At 63.1% G+C, this 17,764-nt stretch carries 16 protein-coding genes and 1 pseudogene; 11 read left to right on the plus strand and 6 right to left on the minus strand.

Features of this window, described 5'->3' with window-relative positions; translation table 11 throughout:
- Positions 1–119 precede the first annotated feature (119 nt).
- From AB0O87_RS01235 to AB0O87_RS01245, 3 genes and pseudogenes are all read left to right on the plus strand, one after another.
- On the plus strand, positions 120–1,160 hold the full coding sequence (locus tag AB0O87_RS01235) for a LacI family DNA-binding transcriptional regulator (protein WP_363510945.1): 1,041 nt from the start codon (positions 120–122) through the stop codon (positions 1,158–1,160).
- 59 nt (positions 1,161–1,219) lie between these two features.
- A complete protein-coding gene (locus AB0O87_RS01240; protein ID WP_363512860.1) occupies positions 1,220–3,430 on the plus strand; it encodes an alpha-galactosidase in 2,211 nt (736 codons plus the stop codon).
- Between the two features lie 630 nt (positions 3,431–4,060).
- Positions 4,061–4,966 (plus strand): annotated as a pseudogene (locus AB0O87_RS01245) (glycosyltransferase); the annotation flags it as partial.
- Between the two features lie 337 nt (positions 4,967–5,303).
- On the opposite strand, the gene AB0O87_RS01250 reads toward AB0O87_RS01245, so the two are convergent.
- Entirely contained in the window at positions 5,304–6,563 is a 1,260-nt protein-coding gene (locus AB0O87_RS01250; protein ID WP_363510947.1) for a D-arabinono-1,4-lactone oxidase, read from the minus strand.
- Between the two features lie 185 nt (positions 6,564–6,748).
- On the opposite strand from AB0O87_RS01250, the gene AB0O87_RS01255 reads away from it, so the two are divergent.
- A complete protein-coding gene (locus AB0O87_RS01255; RefSeq protein WP_363510950.1) occupies positions 6,749–7,486 on the plus strand; it encodes a thioredoxin domain-containing protein in 738 nt (245 codons plus the stop codon).
- An 11-nt stretch (positions 7,487–7,497) separates the two neighbouring features.
- Entirely contained in the window at positions 7,498–8,331 is an 834-nt protein-coding gene (locus AB0O87_RS01260) for a cytochrome c biogenesis CcdA family protein (RefSeq protein WP_363510953.1), read from the plus strand.
- A gap of 214 nt (positions 8,332–8,545) precedes the next feature.
- On the opposite strand, the gene AB0O87_RS01265 is transcribed toward AB0O87_RS01260, so the two are convergent.
- The 4 genes from AB0O87_RS01265 to AB0O87_RS01280 all read right to left on the minus strand — a co-directional run bounded on the left by AB0O87_RS01265 (position 8,546) and on the right by AB0O87_RS01280 (position 12,981).
- Positions 8,546–9,679, minus strand: a complete 1,134-nt coding sequence (locus tag AB0O87_RS01265; protein ID WP_363510955.1) for a bifunctional 2-methylcitrate synthase/citrate synthase — start codon at positions 9,677–9,679, stop codon at positions 8,546–8,548.
- Between the two features lie 2 nt (positions 9,680–9,681).
- Positions 9,682–10,584: a methylisocitrate lyase gene (gene prpB / locus AB0O87_RS01270; protein WP_363510958.1), complete on the minus strand. Its 903-nt coding sequence runs from the start codon at positions 10,582–10,584 to the stop codon at positions 9,682–9,684.
- A gap of 202 nt (positions 10,585–10,786) precedes the next feature.
- Complete coding sequence (locus AB0O87_RS01275) at positions 10,787–12,313, minus strand: MmgE/PrpD family protein (protein ID WP_363510961.1); 1,527 nt, start codon at positions 12,311–12,313, stop codon at positions 10,787–10,789.
- Complete coding sequence (locus tag AB0O87_RS01280) at positions 12,310–12,981, minus strand: GntR family transcriptional regulator (RefSeq protein WP_363510963.1); 672 nt, start codon at positions 12,979–12,981, stop codon at positions 12,310–12,312. Before AB0O87_RS01280 ends, AB0O87_RS01275 begins: the two co-directional genes overlap by 4 nt.
- Before the next feature lie 165 nt (positions 12,982–13,146).
- On the opposite strand from AB0O87_RS01280, the gene AB0O87_RS01285 reads away from it, so the two are divergent.
- The 4 genes from AB0O87_RS01285 to AB0O87_RS01300 are packed head-to-tail and all read left to right on the plus strand — an operon-like array spanning position 13,147 to position 15,411.
- Positions 13,147–13,428: a hypothetical protein gene (locus tag AB0O87_RS01285; RefSeq protein WP_363510966.1), complete on the plus strand. Its 282-nt coding sequence runs from the start codon at positions 13,147–13,149 to the stop codon at positions 13,426–13,428.
- The gene (locus AB0O87_RS01290; protein ID WP_363510969.1) at positions 13,428–14,546 is read left to right on the plus strand and encodes a putative T7SS-secreted protein; all 1,119 of its coding nucleotides are present in this window, start codon (positions 13,428–13,430) and stop codon (positions 14,544–14,546) included. The genes AB0O87_RS01285 and AB0O87_RS01290 overlap by 1 nt, the downstream gene beginning before the upstream one ends.
- Entirely contained in the window at positions 14,543–14,986 is a 444-nt protein-coding gene (locus AB0O87_RS01295; protein WP_363510972.1) for a hypothetical protein, read from the plus strand. The genes AB0O87_RS01290 and AB0O87_RS01295 overlap by 4 nt, the downstream gene beginning before the upstream one ends.
- Positions 14,983–15,411 (plus strand): hypothetical protein, encoded by a 429-nt coding sequence (locus AB0O87_RS01300; protein ID WP_363510975.1) that lies wholly within the window; start codon positions 14,983–14,985, stop codon positions 15,409–15,411. Before AB0O87_RS01295 ends, AB0O87_RS01300 begins: the two co-directional genes overlap by 4 nt.
- Positions 15,412–15,518: 107 nt before the next feature.
- Here AB0O87_RS01300 and AB0O87_RS01305 read toward each other — a convergent pair whose 3' ends face one another.
- Positions 15,519–16,520 carry an EamA family transporter gene (locus AB0O87_RS01305; RefSeq protein ID WP_363510977.1) on the minus strand — a complete coding sequence of 334 codons (1,002 nt, stop codon included), beginning with the start codon at positions 16,518–16,520 and terminating at the stop codon, positions 15,519–15,521.
- Positions 16,521–16,559: 39 nt separating this feature from the next.
- Here AB0O87_RS01305 and AB0O87_RS01310 point away from each other — a divergent pair, with 39 nt between their 5' ends.
- Complete coding sequence (locus AB0O87_RS01310) at positions 16,560–17,093, plus strand: CGNR zinc finger domain-containing protein (protein ID WP_363510979.1); 534 nt, start codon at positions 16,560–16,562, stop codon at positions 17,091–17,093.
- Between the two features lie 95 nt (positions 17,094–17,188).
- On the plus strand, positions 17,189–17,764 hold the full coding sequence (locus tag AB0O87_RS01315) for a glucose-6-phosphate isomerase family protein (protein ID WP_363510981.1): 576 nt from the start codon (positions 17,189–17,191) through the stop codon (positions 17,762–17,764).

Genomic DNA, 17,764 nt, shown 5'->3' on the forward strand with positions numbered 1-17,764 from the left:
GAGGTAATCTACGCGGGTAGATAGCGTCGGCGCAAGTGACTTTTGAACATTGACATCGGGGATATCTACGCGGGTAGAGTACTTGAGAAGCGCCGAAGGAGGCGTTCAGAAGGGTTGCTATGGAGTCTCGTACCCGCCGAGCCACCCGCGCCGACGTCGCGCGCGCAGCCGGGGTGAGCACCGCGGTCGTCAGCTACGTCATGAATGGCGGGCCGCGACCTGTTGCTCCCGAAACTGCCGCGCGTGTGCGCTCCGTGGTGGAGGAGTTGGGCTACCGCCCCAACCAAACCGCGCGTGCCCTCAACCTCGGCACCACGCACACCATCGGTCTCGTGTTGATGGACACCCTCAATCCGTTCTTTGCTGAGCTCGCGCAGGCGATCGAGCGCACAGCTTCTGCTCGCGGATACCAACTCTTCGTCGCGGAATCTCACGGAGATCCTGAGGTCGAGAAGCAGTTGGTCGCCGAACTCACCGCGCGCCAGATCGACGGACTCCTGCTGATGAGCTCCGGCGACCGCTGGCGCGACCCGACACCACCAGATCCGAGCGACCCTCGCACGGTCATGCTCGACTGCGCTGGCCCTGTGGCAGGACGCCACACCATCGGTCCGGATGCGAGAGCTGGCGCCGGCGCTGCGGTCGCCCACCTTGCGGAAAAACACGGTCGCCGTCGGATCGGCCTCATCATCGGTCCAGACGGCCTCGCAACTCCCGACCCCCGCATCGTCGGATGGCGAGAGGAGATCGCGGCACGCGGTCTCGAAGAAGGCCCGATCGCGATCGACGAGTGGAGCAATGCCGGCGGATACCGCGCAGCACGTCGGCTGTGGGAAACAGGAACCCTGCCAGATGCACTCTTCGTCAGCTCAGATGCGCAGGCAGTCGGAGCCGTGCGAGCGCTTCACGAGGCGGGGGTCGACATTCCGCGCGAATGCCCGATCGTGAGCTTCGACGGCACCCGCGCAGGCAGCTACACCTGGCCTGCTCTGACCTCGGCGCGGCAACCGGTGCGTGCGATGGCTGACCTCGCCCTCGATCTCATCGCGGATGTCGGATCCACGGCACAGCACCACAGCTTCCCTGTCGATCTTGTCGTGCGTGAATCGTGCGGCTGCCCCCTCGCCCCGCCCGTCGCGTCGGTGGCGGCTGACCGTTGATTCCCGAAAGGCCCTCTGTGAGCACGCCCCTTTCTTCCTCCACTCGACGCACGGTCGCCATGCGCGCCGCCGGTGTCGCGCTGATTCTCGACGTCTCCGACGACCTCCTCCCCTCGGTCGTGCACTGGGGCGCTGACCTCGGACCCATGAACGACGCCGAGGCAGCCGCGCTCGCTGAAGCGGGAGTGAACCCTGTCGGACTCAACCAAGTAGATGCCCCCGTGCGCGTCGGCATCCTCGCCGAAGGGTGGAGTGGTTGGCCCGGCCGCGCTGGACTCTCTGGTTCACGCGCAGGGTCAGGGTGGTCTCCCCGCTTTCACGTGACGGAGCGCTCCCTCAACGGCTCCCCTGTGACCGCCGAGTTCACCACCACCGGCGCAGGCGAGCTTGTCGTTCGTGCAGAAGACCCCCGCGCCGGTCTCGCGCTCGCCCTACATGTGGAGCTGCTACCCGCAGGGCTCGTGCGCACCCGCGCCACGCTGACCAATATGGCCGGCGAAGCATATGCACTTGATGGCCTCACGCTGACCCTTCCCACCCCGACTCTGGCGCACGAGGTGCTCGACTTCGCCGGGCGCTGGGCGCGCGAGCGCACCCCGCAACGTACCGGTCTCGGCGTCGGAATCCATCTGCGAGAGAACCGTCGTGGACGCACTGGCGCCGACTCCGCCTACCTACTGCACGCTGGTGTTCCTGGCTTCAACTTCGCGAGCGGAGAGGTCTGGGCAGTGCACACCGCGTGGAGCGGAAACCACGTGCACTACGCCGAACGGGTGTTCAGCGGAGAGCAAGTGTTGGGCGGCGGTGAACTGCTTCTGCCGGGCGAGATCGTGCTCGACACCGGCGACTCGTACGCGTCGCCGTGGCTGTACGGCTCCTACGGGGACGGCCTCGACGAACTTGCCGGACGCTTCCACCGTCATTTGCGAGCGCGCGAGCAGCACCCAGCTACCCCGCGTCCTGTGACGCTGAATGTATGGGAGGCGGTGTACTTCGACCACTCCCTTCCTGGCTTGGTTGCACTTGCTGATCGGGCAGCTGAAATCGGGGTCGAGCGTTACGTGCTGGATGATGGCTGGTTCGGATCACGCCGAGACGACACCTCCGGCCTCGGCGACTGGCAGGTTTCGACCGAAGTGTGGCCCGATGGCCTCGGTCCGCTGATCGACCACGTCACCGGTCTCGGGATGCAGTTCGGACTGTGGTTCGAGCCGGAAATGGTGAACCTCGACTCCGACGTTGCGCGCGCACACCCGGAGTGGATCATGAGCGCCGATCCAGAGCGACTGCCGGTGCCTAGCCGCAACCAGCAGGTTCTGAATCTCGCGATTCCTGCGTGCTACGACTATGTGCGAGATGCGATGGTGGCGGTCTTACGCGACTACGACATCTCGTACATCAAATGGGACCACAACCGTGACCTCGTGGAAGGTTCCGACCGCACGAGCGGACGACCTGTGGTGCACGCCCAGACTCTCGCTTTTTACCAACTCATCGACGAACTGAAAGCGACGTTCCCCGGCCTAGAAATCGAATCCTGTGCTTCCGGTGGAGGAAGAGTGGACCTCGAGGTGCTCGAACGCACCGACCGCGTATGGGCCTCCGACTGCATCGACCCGCACGAGCGACAACTCATCCACCGATGGACCCAGCAGCTGCTGCCGCCGGAACTCATGGGCGCCCACATCGCCTCTGGCGTCTCGCACACCACAGGGCGTGGTCACTCGCTGGAGTACCGCGCGTCGACTGCCCTGTTCGGCCACCTGGGCATCGAGTGGGATCTGCGCAGCGCGCCAGCCGACGAGCTCGCCCAGCTGGGCGCGTGGGTCGCATTCCATAAGCAACACCGCGACTTGCTGCACACGGGTTCAGTAGTGCGCCTCGACACCGGCGACGACACCCTCTTCGGACACGGCGTCGTCGCAGAAGATCGCTCACGCGCACTGTTTGCCATCGCTTGCGTCGAACGTCCGATGACGAGCATGTACGGTCGCGTGCGGCTCCGTGGGCTCGACCCGCAACGTCGCTACCGCGTGCACCCAGTGCTGCCGACCGGGGAACTGGCCGGGCTCCTTCCGCCTCCGTGGTGGAAGACCGGGGCGGGAGACATGGCCGCGCACTCTGCCGTCACCGCCGAGCGAGTGTCGGAGAGTACTGGTGCAGTACTCAGCGGGAGCGTGCTGGAACGCGTCGGGATCGTGCATCCGGCGGTCTTTCCCGACACCACCGTGCTGCTTGAGGTGCAGGCGGTCGATCCAGAGGTGGTGTGACGCTTCGACAAGCTCAGCGACCCGATTCGGGGGCAGGGACCCCGTTCGGGGGGTCAGCGAGCCAGTTCGGAGGGGTCAGCGAGCCCGTTCGGGCTCAGCGACCCGATTCGAGGGCGGCGAGCCCGTTCGAGGGGCGGCGAGCTGGAGGTGGGGTGAGGGTGTCGGCGGGGCGAGGCGGAGGGTGAACCTCTCTGAAGCGCGTAATCAAATCGTACGAAGTGCGTCTCCTAGGTGTCCCGATTTCGAGGTTCCGAGGTTCCGTACATGTCATATCGACTTGATCTGCAAGAGGCAGACACTCGAACGACCACCCCTCCCACGATGATGCCGTCGCTCACGACTCGTCGTGAGATACGAGAGTGGCGCTCCCAAAACGCCGCGCTCCGGCAACGTGGCTTCGCCCTGCCACGCTCCCGAGAAGATCTTGCCTACGACGCCGCAGAGTCGTTCAATAGGGAGTTTCCTACCCGTTCAGCGAAGCAGGGACTAACGCGCTGGCAAATGGTGGTGCCGGTCATGTTCGTGATTGCGATCGTCGGTTGGTTCATCTTCGACAAAGACCAAGCGGTCCTGGTGTTGTGGATTGCCGCGTTCATCGGTTTCACTGTCAACCTGTTCTTCAAAACGGCGATGGCGCTCCTTGCGCTGAAGGCGTCTCGGGAACCAGATCTGCCCCCGCGGAGGGCAGGCGAGCTGCCGAGTTACTCCATACTCGTGCCGATGTTTGATGAGGCGAATGTGCTCCCCGAGCTCGTAGATTCACTCGCGCGGCTCGACTATCCGGTCGATCGGCTACAGATATTTTTGATCCTCGAAGAGCGCGATCGGAGCATGATCGCCGCTGCCGGCGCGCTGGAACTTCCCCCGCATTTCGAGGTGATCGTTGTTCCAGGAGGAAGCCCTCAGACGAAGCCACGGGCGTGCAACTACGCCCTGAATTTCGTGACGGGAGATCTCGTCGTGATCTACGACGCGGAAGATCGTCCAGAAGAGGACCAGCTCCAAAAAGCTGCCGCCGCGTTTCTCTCTGACACTTCAGGAACGCTCGCGTGCGTGCAAGCACGCCTCCACTACTTCAACGCATCGTCGCGGGTGCTTACCCGGCTCTTCGCGATCGAATACGCCGCGTGGTTCGATGGGATGCTTCCCGGCATGCAAAAGGCGAAGATGGCGATTCCACTGGGTGGAACGTCGAACCACTTCCGCACCAGCGTGCTGCGCCACCTAGGAGGCTGGGACCCCTACAACGTCACGGAAGACGCCGATCTAGGGATGCGGATCGCCGCTGCGCGACTTCGGACCACAGTCCTCGACTCGACCACATGGGAAGAAGCATGCAGCCAGGTGCGTCCGTGGATTCGGCAACGCACGCGTTGGATCAAGGGATACATCGTTACCGCAGGCGTGTACACGCGGAACATTCGCCGGTTTCATCAAGAAACAGGCTGGTCGGGGATGGCCAGCATGATCCTGCTTGTGCTCGGCACACCGATCGCCTTCATGATGTACCCGGTGCTGCTGCTGAGCCCCGTGCTGCTCGCCGTCGGCGTTATCGACCTGAACGCACCCATCTATTTGCTGGTGCTCAGCTATGCGTGCTCGATACTCACAATCTTGGTCACCCTCGGAATTTCTGCCTTCACGAGCGCTCGGCGATACGGCGGGGTGCTCCCCTGGTTCGTGCTACTTCTGCCTGTGTACTGGATACTTCACGCTTTTGCCGCCTGGAGAGCCGCCATCCAGGCTCTGCACTCACCGCACTCTTGGGAGAAAACACCCCACGGCCTGAAGCGTCCAGGGGATTCGTCCGAGCACGCATCTGCCGAAGGACGCTCCGACAAGCTCAGCGACCCAAGCCGAGTAAGCCGGGAAGCTAAAGGCCTAGCCGTTGTAAGTAGGGGTTCACGAAGCGGCGCTCGGGGTCGAAATCGGCGGCGAGGGCTGCGAACTCATCCCAGCGCGGATAGCGCGACCGCACCTCGACGGGGTCGAGCGTAAACACCTTGCCCCAGTGCGGTCGAGCGGTCGCGGGCAGCGCCGCCTCGATAGTGGGGAGCAGGGCTCTGACAGCCTCTTCTTCCGGCTTCCAGGTGAAGTGGATCCCGACCGCGTCTGTGCCATAAGACGAGCTCAGCCACAGGTCGTCTGCGCGCACGGTGCGAATCTCATTCACAAGCAGCAAAGGCGCGATCTGTGTGGCGAGTTCACGCACCGCCCGAATCGCCACCACCGCATCGGCCCGCGGCACCAAATACTCACTCTGAATCTCGGCACCAGCAGACGGCGTGTGTTCGAGCTTGAAATGCGCGAGTCGCTCGAACCATGGCCCAGGGACTCCCAACTGATCGGTGCATGCCACCGGATCAACCCCCAAGATCGGATGCCTTTTCGTCACCGCCGGCTGTGCGCCCAGCCGAGCGAACAGCGCATCACGCGCTTCCCGCTGCGTGTCTGGTTGGCGTTGCTTGACCCAGATCTGGTCGACCACTTCGGTCTGTCCCCACCGGGAGAACAGACTCACGCTCGTACCGATGGATGTCACCGCATCGAAGTCCGCCAAAACGTCGTCCCAGTTCGGGCGCTCGAATACATGCTGGGCAACGTCGTACGTCGGCTCCACGTCGAGCGTGATGTCGACCACCACTCCGAGGGCTCCGAGAGCCACGACCGCGCCGTTGAAATCTGCGTCACCTCGACGCAGCTCACGCACGTCGCCAGACGGCGTGACGATGGTGAGCGCACGCACCGCGCTCGCCAGTGAACCCAGCGCATCACCGGAACCGTGGGTGCCAGTGGCCGTGGCGCCAGCGATAGAGATGTGCGGGAGCGATGCGAGGTTCGCAATCGCAAGCCCTGCCGCATCGAGGTGAGATGAGATGTCTCCGTAGCGGAGGCCACCAGAGACGCGTACGGCGTCGCGTTGCTCGTTCACTTCGAAAAGGAAAGGCAGTCGATCCAAGACAATAAGCGTGCCGTCAGTGTCGGCGATGTCGTTGAAGCAGTGCCGGGATCCGAGCACGCGCATCGGCCCGCCCCGGGCAACAAGAGCGCGGAGCTCGTCGAGGGAAGTCGGATGCGCGAGCGTCGATGCTCGGTACTGCAGGTTTCCCGCCCAGTTGCGTTCAGCGCTCATGCCGCCAGCGTATGCGACGCTTCGACAAGCTCAGCGACCCCGGGGCATACGTGACGCTTCGACAAGCTCAGCGACCCCGGGGCATACGTGACGCTTCGACAAGCTCAGCGACCCCGGGTCCCTGAGCCTGTCGAAGGGTCCCTGAGCTTGTCGAAGGGCGGTACCCACGTAGGCTGGAACGTGTGATGAGCAACGCAAACCCCACCGCAATGGAATCAAAGTACAAACGCGCGAAGCTGATCATTGTGATTTTGGTTGCCGTCGTGCTGTTTTTGCTGGTGGTGGTCGCAGCGCAGATGGCGACGCAGCCGAGCGCCCAGAGCACTCCAGCTCAACCGGCGCCAAGCGAGAGCGCCTCGCAGCCACAGGACGAGCAAACGCAGATTGCCCTCCGCGATCCGGACGATCCGATGGCGCTGGGCGACGTCGATGCCCCCATTGTGATGGTGCAGTGGACAGACATGCGGTGTCCGTACTGCGCAGTGTTCAGCCGCGACACTCTGCCCGTTCTCGTCGAAGAGTATGTCGACACTGGCGATGTGCGCATCGAAGTGCGCGATGTGGCCTTCTTCGGCGATGAAGCCCCCGCCGTTGCTGCCCGCGCCGCCGGAAATCAGGGCATGTTTGCCGAGTACCTCAGTGCTGTGTATGAAGCAGCCCCGGAATCAGGGCACCCCGAACTTGCGCGGGAACAGCTCATTGCAGTTGCTGAGCAGATCGGCGTGCCAGATATCGACAAGTTCGTCACAGACCTTGATGACCCTGAACTCCTGGCGCTCGTAAAAGAGAGCACGACCACCGCTCAGCAGCTGGGCGTGAATAGCGTGCCGTTCTTCGTCGTAGGTAATCAGGCACTTTCTGGAGCACAGCCGCTTGATGTGTTTCGGGAGTTCTTAGACACGGCACTCGCCGAGGTCCAATAGCAGTGATTGAGATGGGCCTGCTCGGAGCATTCCTGGGCGGAATTTTGACGCTGCTGAGCCCTTGCTCGGTGATGCTGCTTCCGGCCTTCTTCTCCTACGCCTTTACCAACCCTCGTGAGCTGCTCGCCAAGACCGGCATCTTCTATCTGGGGCTGATCACGACACTCGTGCCACTCGGTGTGCTCGCCGGCACCGTTGGCGCATTCGTCTCGGTCAACCGCATACTTTTCATTCAGATCGCCGCCGGTGTGGTGATCCTGTTGGGCCTGCTGATGATTGCGAACATTCCGCTTCCGTTCCTCCGGCAGAGCCGCACGAACGGAGCCGGATCCGTCTCTGTGTTTGCGCTCGGCACGGTCTACGGGCTCGCCGGGGTGTGCGCAGGACCCCTGCTTGGTGCGGTTCTTACGCTCGCTGCGCTGGGCGGAAATGCTCTCTACGGGGGCCTGGTCCTGCTCGTCTTCGCCGCAGGAATGGTCGTGCCGCTGTTTGTGCTGGCACTCGTGTGGGGCAAGCTTCCGTTCGTTCGCAACCTGATCCGCCCACGCGAGGTGAAGATCGGTCGGTGGCGCAACACCTGGACGAGCATCGTGAGCGGCGCGCTTATGGTCGGCGTAGGAGTGCTGCTGATCGTCACCAACGGCACCGCATCGCTCGGCTCCGCTCTGGGGGCGACCGATCAGGTTCAGCTCGAAGGCTGGGTGATGACCGCGACGAGCGCCGTCCCCGATCTGCTCGTACTCGCGGTGACCGCCGTGATTGTTGTGGCCGTGATTGCGATCAGGATGGTGCTCAAGAAGGCGCCATCCGCTGACGCTGATTCGGCGCCGCCCGCGGTCGAGTGATGTGACGCTTCGACAGGCTCAGCGACCCGGTCCGTATGTGACGCTTCGACAGGCTCAGCGACCCACCGTCGAAGGGCGGTCCCTGAGCCTGTCGAAGGGCGGTCCCTGAGCCTGTCGAAGGGCGGTCCCTGAGCTTGTCGACGGGCGGTCCCTGAGCTTGTCGAAGGGCGGTCCCTGAGCTTGTCGAAGGGCGGTCCCTGAGCTTGTCGAAGGGTCAGGCCGAGACGTGCCGCTCGTCTGGACCGTTGTAGTGCGACAGCGGGCGGATCAACGCGTTTGCGCCCGCCTGCTCGATCACATGCGCCGTCCATCCTGTGATGCGCGCCGCCACGAACAGCGGCGTGAACGTCAGCGTGTCAAAGCCGATCAGGTTATACGCGGGCCCAGACGGATAGTCGAGGTTCGGGTAGATGCCCTTGCGCTCGACAAACTCCGACTCAAGAGCGCTGTACAGATCGCCGACATCCTGCCGGTCGTAGTGCTCAACGAGGGTGTCAAGTGCGGCTTTCATGGTCGGCACCCGCGAGTCTCCACTCTTGTAGACGCGGTGACCGAAGCCCATTATCTTGCGCTTCTCAGCGAGCGCCTTGTCGAGCCATGGCCCCACGTTTTCGGCAGAACCGATGTCGTCGAAGATGTGCAATACGGCTTCGTTCGCTCCCCCGTGCAGCGGGCCTTTGAGGGCGCCGACAGCGCCGACGACCGCCGAATACAGGTCGCTCAATGTCGACGTGATCACCCGCGCCGTAAATGTGGAGGCATTGAAGGAGTGCTCGGCGTACAGAATCATCGACTGGTTGAATGCGTCGACGACGACGTCGTCTGCCTCTTCCCCAAACGTCATCCAGAGGAAGTTGGCGGAGTAGTCGAGGTCGTCGCGCGGGGCGATGATCTCCTGTCCACGCCGGCGACGCTGCCCGTAGGCGACGATCGCAGGTAGTGCGGCGAACAGGCGGATGCTGCGCTCCAGATTCTGCTCTGGACTTCCGCCCGCATCAAGCACCGATCCACCAGCGCCGGGGTCGGATGCCCCCATCAGGCTCACGGCCGTACGAACCTCGTCCATCGGGTGCGCGTTCAGCGGCACCAGATCGATTGCGGCCTTGACGTTATCGGCCAGTGCACGGTGCTTGCGCTCTTCCAGCCGGAAGGCGGCGAGTTCCTCCGGCGTGGGGAGTTCACCATTCCACAGCAGGTAGGCAACAGCTTCGAACGGCTGCGTCGCAGCCAGTTCCTGCACGGGGTATCCGCGATACAGCAGGCTGTTTGTTTCTGGATTGACCTTCGAGATCGCGGTCGTGTCGACGACAACGCCCGCGAGGCCTTTTTTGATGTCCGGCTCGGTCATGGTCACTCCTTCGTGATGGTGAAGTTGAAGACGCCGGAGTCGAAGTGGTTGTACGACTCGTAGTCGATCAGGTCATAGAGATCGGCGCGGTGTTGCATCTCGCCGAGCTTCGAGGTCAGATGCCCCTCGTCGTTCAGCGTATCCAGTGCACGCCCAGCAGCGCCCATCGAGATGCGCAACAGCGAAACAGGCCAGATGACCAGGTTCACTCCTGCACTGCGCAATTGCTCGACAGAGAACAGCTCACTCTTGCCGAACTCGGTCATGTTCGCGAGGATCGGCACATCCAACGCCGCTGCCATCGCCTCGAACTCCGCGAGATCGCGCATCGCCTCGGGGAAGATCGCATCTGCCCCCGCGTCGACGAGTGCTTTCGCACGGTCGATCGCCGCATCCAACCCGTCAACGGCCCGGATATCGGTGCGCGCCATGATCAAAAAGTTCTCGTCGCGGCGGGCATCAGCTGCGGCCCTAATCCGCTTGATCGCAGTGTTCTCATCAACCACGGCCTTGCCGTCGAGGTGACCGCAACGCTTCGGATTGACCTGGTCTTCGATGTGCGTCCCGGCAAGGCCCGCATCCTCAAGTTCCTGGATCGTGCGGGCGACGTTCATCGGCTCACCGAATCCGGTGTCCGCATCCACAATCGCGGGGAGGTCGGTCATGCGTGCGATCTGCTTGGCGCGACCGGCGACCTCGGTGAGGGTGGTGAGGCCGATATCCGGCAATCCAAGGTCGGCCGAAAGCACGGCTCCGGAGATGTAGACACCCTCGAAACCTTTCTGCTCGATCAACCGTGCGCTCAGCGGGTTGAACGCGCCGGGGAAGCGCAACAGCTCCCCGCTCGAGAGGCGCTCCCGGAACAGTCGCCGCTTTTCAGCTGGCGAGACAGTGGAGTACAGCATCAGTGATCCTCCTTTTTATGCTTCGACAGGCTCAGCAACCCAGCGTGGCGGCTCAGCAACCGGGCGTGGGTCCCTGAGCTTGTCGAAGGGTCACACAGCAACCCAGCGTGGCGGTGCTTCGACAGGCTCAGCAACCGGGGGTGGCGGCTCAGCAACCCGGGGTGGGGGTGGGTCCCTGAGCTTGTCGAAGGGTCACACAGCATCAGAACAGTCCGGCGGGCTTCGGAGCCGCGTCGAGCAGGCCAGGCTTCGCGACGATCGACAGCTCCGCGACCTCGGCGGCCGTCAGCTCTGGCAGGCGCTGCACAAGTTCCAGGAACCGCTCGATCTCTGCCGACTCCAGCACCGGCTCAGCAAGCAGGCGAAACTTCGCGATGTAGTTTTCGCGCACGAACGGCCGAGCCCCGAGCGGGTGTGCATCGGCCACGGCGATCTCGTCTACCACCGTCGAACCATCGGTCAGGCGGATTTCGACACGAGCGCCGAACGCTTTCTCTGCCGGATCTTCGGAGTGGTACCGACGCGTCCACTCTGCATCTTCTGCGGTCGTGATCTTGTGCCACAGCGCAACCGTGTCAGCGCGACCAGCACGCTCCGGAGTGTAGGAGTCGACGTGGTGCCATCCGCCATCCTGCAGCGCGACGGCGAAGATGTACGGCACGGAGTGGTCGAGGGTTTCGCGCGAAGCCGTCGGATCGTACTTCTGCGGGTCGTTCGCTCCAGAGCCGATCACGTTGTGCGTGTGGTGGCTGGTGTGGATGATGATCTGGTCGATGTTCGCTGGATCACGCAGTGCGGCATTCGCTGCCCCCATCTTGCGGGCGAGGTCGATGAGTGCCTGCGCTTGGTATTCGGCGGAATGCTCCTTCGTGTACGAGTCGAGGATGGCGCGCTTCGCCTCACCGGCGGCGGGAAGTGGCACCTCATACGCGGCGTCTTTGCCGTCGAGCATCCAGGCGATCACGCCGTCTTCACCTTCGTAGATTGGAGAGGGGCTTGTCTGGCCGCGCATCGCCCTGTCCACTGCTTCGACGGCCATTTTGCCCGCGAAAGCGGGGGCGTGTGCCTTCCATGTCGAGATCTCACCCTTGCGGCTCTGGCGCGTAGCTGTGGTGGTGTGCAACCCCTGAGCTACGGCCTGGTAGATGGTCTCGACATCGAGTCCGAGCAGGGTACCGATACCGGCAGCAGCCGACGGTCCGAGGTGAGCCACGTGGTCGATCTTGTGCTTGTGCAGGCAGATGGCGCGCACCAGATCCATTTGAATCTCGTAACCCGTCGCGATGCCGCGCACCAGCGCACGACCGTCACTGCCGACGTGCTGGGCGACCGCGAGGATCGGTGGAATGTTGTCGCCAGGGTGCGAGTACTCGGCAGCAAGGAAGGTGTCGTGATAGTCGAGTTCACGCACCGCCACACCGTTCGCCCACGCTGCCCACTCGGGGCTGGTGCGCTGGTCGAGTGCCGCACCGAAGAGGTTAGCGCCTGCGCCACCCGTGGAGACGGGGTGGCTGAATGCCTGCGCGCGGGCAGCGTTGATCGGCGCGCGCGTGAGGGAGGCCGCGGCAACGGAAGCATTGTCGATAATGCGGTTGATGATCATATCGACCACGTCTTGGTCGACCTCGACCTGGTCAGCGGCAACTTCGGCGATCTTCCACGCGAGCTGTTCTGAGCGTTCAAGGTTCTCGTCGCTGCGGTGAACGCGGACGTGATGGGTGACGGTCATGAGTGTCCTTCGGTCGCGGGGTCGGGGAGGGAATCGAGAATGCCAGCGAGGGCATTATGCAGGTGTACGTGCGTGGCGTGGGCGGCGAGATCGCCGTCGCGGGCGGCGAGCGCCTCGGCGATGGTGCGATGTTCCGCAGCAGAGGCGGCGAGTCTGGCCGGTTTGTCCCGCGCCATCCGGCGTACCCGCACCAGGTGAGTGCGCACGGTGCGCAGAGCCGAGGCGATGTAGTCGTTCGCGACGGCCGCATCGAGCGCGGCGTCAAAGCGGGCGATCAGGGCGAAGTAGGCGTCCCGACCCGCGGGGTCCGAAAGATCGACGATCGCGAATTCGCGAGCAAGAGCGGCGAAGAGTGCCGCATCTCCCCTGGTCGCAGCGAGGCGAGCCGAACTCTCCTCTAGTGCACGACGAATCTCGAAGAGGGAGCGGATGTCGTCTGCGTCGAGATCAGCGACAACGGTGACGCGTGGGGACTGCTGCACGACGAGGCCGTCTGCAATGAGACGACGCAGCGCTTCACGCATCGGAGTGCGACTCACCCCCAGTCGCTCAGCCTGCTCGACCTCGCCGAGTACAGTGCCCGCAGGAAGCGCGCCGGACTGGATGCCATCGAGCAGAGCAGCGTACGCGCGATCGCTCGCGGACGTGCGTTCGACGATGACAGACATGTGGCTAGTGTATACACAGGGCGCACTTGTGCAAGAGTCTCGCAGAGAACTAGCTAGCTTCGTATACATAAACTGAAAGGCAAGTTGTCGCGTTCCCGCAAGAATCCTGGGCTATCCTTGTGATCCATTCCGCGTGGGGGGGGATCCGTGGACAGAAGTATTCGTGTGGACGCTGCCGGCATGAGTGGGGTTTCAGCGGCGCTACAAGCCGTGACGGAGAAAAAAGACAGCACAAGCGATCTGGATCTGTCGGCAATGCGAAGCGATCTAGTCAGCTCTGCAACAGAGGCCTTCTTGTCGGGATGGTCCGATGCTCATTCGTTTCTCACGCTTTTGAGCAGTGGCCTCACGGCGGGCGTTGACGACACCGCACGTGATTTCGCCGCGGCAGAGAAAGATCAAATCGACGCCATCACCGCCCTCATCGACACGTTAGACACAGAGTGATGTCGAACTGGACACGGTTCGATCCTGGCGCCGGCGACACAGCATCGTGCAATGCTGCGAAGCAGTGGATGGACACACAAGCAGCTGACCTCCTCGACGCGGAACAAGAGGTGTCGACGATGTTGCGGGACCTCGACGACACATGGACCGGGGAAAGCGCTGACGCGTTTCGCGTCAGAACTGAGGAGTTCCAGAAACGTTTGAAAGACTCCGCCGAAGCGATGCAGACCGCGGGCAAAGCAATTGTGGGGTACGGGGATCAGGTCGCCGAGATCGCGCGGAAGGCGGAACCCCTCAATCGCAGCCTCGAATCAGCTGAACTGATCCTCAATGGCTTCTTCAGCGACCAATTATTCGGCACCGACCCCGAAGGAATCACAAACCGACAGGAAGCCGAACGGAAGGCCACCGAAGACGCCGCCGCGGCCGCGGACGCGCTCGTAGCCCTCGCCCAAGATCGCATGAAAACGGACCAGACACTTGCGACGATCCTCGCTCGCACCGCCTCTGAAACCTGGGGTGGGCTCGACTGCGCCGCAGCACCAGAAGTCGGAATCTCCCGTGACCTCGCCAATGATCAGGTACGAGACTTGCTCGACGACTTCATCACCGGAAACGGCGAGCGGGGGATTGTCCTCGGAATCGATGACCCCTTCGTCCGCACTCTCATGGGCAGCGAACACATCGACTCCACCCGCGAACGCGTACTCGAGGACCTCCGCTCTGGGAAACTCGTTGACGGTGGGGAGCCCCTCAACAACAACCGTGTGATCAGCGACAACCCGTCGGTGCTCGTCAACGATGGCTTCAATATTTTGACAAGTCCGTTCACCGGCACCTTCTCCGATGCCGTTTTCAGTGACCAGAATCTTCCTGAATCGTTCCTCGGCTCTTACAACCTCGAAGTATCTGCCGGGGAGCCACAAGCCGACGGCGGCGTGCCCGTCACCTATGTCATCCTCAACGACACCACCATCGATTCCGCCACCCGAATCCCCGGCACCGGTGGGGGGCATGTTCCCCTCATCTACGGCAAGATGACTGAAGCGAACGCCGAGAACGGTAACTTCGCACCTCAGCGCCAAACGATCGTCTGGACCGAAACGGTATACCCATGACCACCGCCGCACGCCCTGCACGGCACATTCCCGCGATCGTTGCGCTCCTCCTGACAGCGCTCCTCACACTCACCAGCTGCACACCACCCCCGCCCCTGACCACACCCGTGGGCGTGTGGGAAGCAACCGAAGACGACAACGGCACCCTCACCATTGATACCGACGGCACCTTCACCATCACCAACGCCTCCTTCGACCCGATCATGTACACCGACACCGACAACAACTTCAACGGCAAGGGCACCTGGCACACTTTCCCCAACGACCCCGAACTCATCCTGCGTTTCAGCGAAGCCGCCAACGGGGATTTCGCCGTCGCACCGACCGGACGCTCCGCCGATTTCACCTCTGGGACCATGCTGTTCACCGACCCAGACGAACTCCAAAGCATCGAGTTCCGCCTCACCACACCCACGCCGACGCCGCCGCCGACGCCATGAAACGCACCTCCGCGATCGTTGCACTCCTCCTGACCACGCTCCTCACACTCACCAGCTGCACACCACCCGCGCCCCTGACCACACCCGTGGGCGTATGGGAGGCAACCGAAGACGACAACGGCACCCTCACCATCAACGCCGACGGCACGTTCACCATCACCAACGCCTCCTTCAACCCGATTCAATACAGAGACACCGACAACAACTTCAACGGCACCGGAACCTGGCACACTTTCCCCAACGACCCCGAACTCATCCTGCGTTTCAGCGAAGCCGCCAACGGGGATTTCGCCGTCGCACCGACCGGACGCCGTGTCGATTTCACTTCGGGGACCATGCTGTTCACCGACCCAGACGAACTCCAAAGCATCGAGTTCCGCCTCACTACGCCCACGCCGACACCGACGTCCAAACTGAAGTCCTGAGCCGCTCCCCAGGAGACGCGATCTACTTGCGTCTATAGATGTGGTTGCTGGTCATGTCGGAATCGCACACGCCAACCATCACCCAGCTTGGGCGCCGAAGCACAAGATCATTTGCGAGCCCGAAGCACTGAGTCTTCAGCGAACTGCTGCTCCTCGTCGAAGGCTGCGCCCGCTGTGGGCTCGCCGAGCTTCACCACGACGACGCCGATCAGCACGAGCAGCCCACCGAGAGCTTGCAAGAGGTCGGGAAGCTGTCCGAGCAGCAGCCACCCGAATAGCAGCGCGGCGACGACCTCGGCCAGCGCGACGAAGGAAGCAAGCCTCGACCCGAGCATCCGCGTGGAGATGATGCCCAATGTGTAAGCAAGCGCCGTCGCCACCACCCCCATCGCGAGCACAGGCACGAACCACGGAACGCTGCCGAATCGGTAGGCGATGTCGTCGGTCGTCCACGCGAACGGCAGCACCCCGACCACACCGGCGACCGTGAGTCCCACCGCGCCGAGCAGCAAACCAGTGCCCGCAAGCGCGATCGGCGGTAACCCGGTGTCAACCTTCGCAGACAGCACGAAGTAGGTCGCCGCGCCGATCATCGCCCCCAGCGCCCACAGAATGCCAGACACATTCACCGCGGCCCCCGTGACGATGTCGAGCATCAGCACCAACCCGACGAACGCAATCGCCGCGCCGACGATGCTCCGGCGACTGGGACGCTCCCCACGACGCAACCACAACCACAGCAACACGGCGACCGGTGCGGTGTATTCAATGAGCAACGCCAGGCCGACGTCCATCACCGCGACGGCTTGAAAATAGAACAGCTGCGTCGCCGTGACGGCCAGCAGACCGTAGGCGAGCACCATGCCAGCGTTCTGCCTGAGCGCCGCCCACCGCCCGCGCAGCGACCACAGTGTCGGAACGAGCAGCACGAGGGCGGCGACCCAGATGCGCGCCGTCACGGCAGCGCCGGGCGTCCATCCGGCATCGATAAGACCCCGCGCCCACGCTCCAGACATTCCGAAGGCGAACGCAGCGGCGATAGCCAGCGGCAGTCCGAGGCGCACTCCACTTGCCGACACCATTGAGGTGTCACTGCTCACCTTGCTCATGATCGATGACACTACTGGCGCTCAATGTAAGGTGTCAACATGAACTTCACCGATGACACGGAAGAAGCACTGCGCGCCGCCGTCTGGCTCGTGAACTCCGCAGAGTCACCCGACACACTCAGTGACATCGCCGACGAGGAAGCCTTCCTCGAAGACTTCGCCTACACCGGGAAGTTTCTTCTCAATGAGGCCGAACTCGCCTCATTGCGCGAGATTCGCCCGCGCCTGCGGACCATGCTGCTCGCCCCCCGCGACGAGATGGCAGAACACGTCAATCGGGCACTCACCGAGGCGCGCCTCAGCCCCCGCCTTCTCCGCCATGACGAGACCGACTGGCACCTGCATGCCGTAGCCGACGACCGCCCCCTCGCCGAGCGCGTGCTTATCGAAACGGCGATGGCGCTGATCGACGTGATTCGCGCCAGCGAAGGCTCACGTCTGACCATCTGCGCCGACGACACCTGCGAGTCCATTGCGCTTGACCTCTCCCGCAATCGCTCGAAGCGATACTGCTCAACAACCTGCGCGAACCGCAATGCTGTGGCCGCCTACCGCGCTCGTCGCGCTGGCTAGCTCACACTCTCTGGACGGAACCTGTCATAACAGGTAGAGTGAACCTGTCATTACAGGTTGCGCAGCGCCGCAGCATCCGTTTCGAGGGAGCACAGATGCCCGAGTTTCACACCCCGCCGATCTCTCCGATGGCCATCGCGTTCGACGCTGAGAAGCTGACACTCACTCCCGAGGGCCCTACGCTCACTCGGCGGATGTCGGATCTTGAAGGTCTTTTTCTCGATCACGACGCTTGGAAGGCCGCCGCCGAGGGTGAGAACCCGGTCGTATACACGGTCGTCAGCTCCCCTGTGCCCGAGGTTGATCGTGAACTTCCGCAGTCGATCACGACGATCATGCCCGGCGACACCTCCGGCGAACTGTGGATGACCAAGGGACACCAGCACCCCAACCACCAGGGTGAGATCTACCTGGCACTGAAGGGACGCGGCGGACTTTTAATGTTCGACGGCCAGCGCACCGAGTGGCTCGACATGCTGCCTGGCACCATCGGCTACATCCCGCCGGGTTGGGCGCACCGATCCATCAACACTGGCGATGAGCCCTATGCCTTCCTCGCCGTGTACCCCGGCGGCGCCGGTCACGACTACGGCTGGGTTCTTGAGCACGGTATGGGCTCGCGCGCCTACCGCGCAGCCGAGGGCGTCGACCTCCGTCCATACGAAAGTTAG

The sequence above is a fragment of the Microbacterium sp. NPDC076768 genome (genome assembly GCF_040687205.1).
GTDB lineage: Bacteria > Actinomycetota > Actinomycetes > Actinomycetales > Microbacteriaceae > Microbacterium.

Excerpts from the sequence above, each read along its gene's own strand:
- AB0O87_RS01255 (WP_363510950.1), top strand. The coding sequence starts at position 6,749 with ATGAGCAACGCAAACCCCACCGCAATGGAATCAAAGTACAAACGCGCG.
- AB0O87_RS01280 (WP_363510963.1), bottom strand. The coding sequence starts at position 12,981 with ATGTCTGTCATCGTCGAACGCACGTCCGCGAGCGATCGCGCGTACGCT.
- AB0O87_RS01295 (WP_363510972.1), top strand. The coding sequence starts at position 14,543 with ATGACCACCGCCGCACGCCCTGCACGGCACATTCCCGCGATCGTTGCG.
- AB0O87_RS01310 (WP_363510979.1), top strand. The coding sequence starts at position 16,560 with ATGAACTTCACCGATGACACGGAAGAAGCACTGCGCGCCGCCGTCTGG.
- AB0O87_RS01260 (WP_363510953.1), top strand. The coding sequence starts at position 7,498 with ATGGGCCTGCTCGGAGCATTCCTGGGCGGAATTTTGACGCTGCTGAGC.
- AB0O87_RS01250 (WP_363510947.1), bottom strand. The coding sequence starts at position 6,563 with ATGAGCGCTGAACGCAACTGGGCGGGAAACCTGCAGTACCGAGCATCG.
- AB0O87_RS01290 (WP_363510969.1), top strand. The coding sequence starts at position 13,428 with ATGTCGAACTGGACACGGTTCGATCCTGGCGCCGGCGACACAGCATCG.
- AB0O87_RS01235 (WP_363510945.1), top strand. The coding sequence starts at position 120 with ATGGAGTCTCGTACCCGCCGAGCCACCCGCGCCGACGTCGCGCGCGCA.
- AB0O87_RS01315 (WP_363510981.1), top strand. The coding sequence starts at position 17,189 with ATGCCCGAGTTTCACACCCCGCCGATCTCTCCGATGGCCATCGCGTTC.
- AB0O87_RS01265 (WP_363510955.1), bottom strand. The coding sequence starts at position 9,679 with ATGACCGAGCCGGACATCAAAAAAGGCCTCGCGGGCGTTGTCGTCGAC.
- prpB (WP_363510958.1), bottom strand. The coding sequence starts at position 10,584 with ATGCTGTACTCCACTGTCTCGCCAGCTGAAAAGCGGCGACTGTTCCGG.
- AB0O87_RS01275 (WP_363510961.1), bottom strand. The coding sequence starts at position 12,313 with ATGACCGTCACCCATCACGTCCGCGTTCACCGCAGCGACGAGAACCTT.
- AB0O87_RS01305 (WP_363510977.1), bottom strand. The coding sequence starts at position 16,520 with ATGAGCAAGGTGAGCAGTGACACCTCAATGGTGTCGGCAAGTGGAGTG.
- AB0O87_RS01240 (WP_363512860.1), top strand. The coding sequence starts at position 1,220 with ATGCGCGCCGCCGGTGTCGCGCTGATTCTCGACGTCTCCGACGACCTC.
- AB0O87_RS01300 (WP_363510975.1), top strand. The coding sequence starts at position 14,983 with ATGAAACGCACCTCCGCGATCGTTGCACTCCTCCTGACCACGCTCCTC.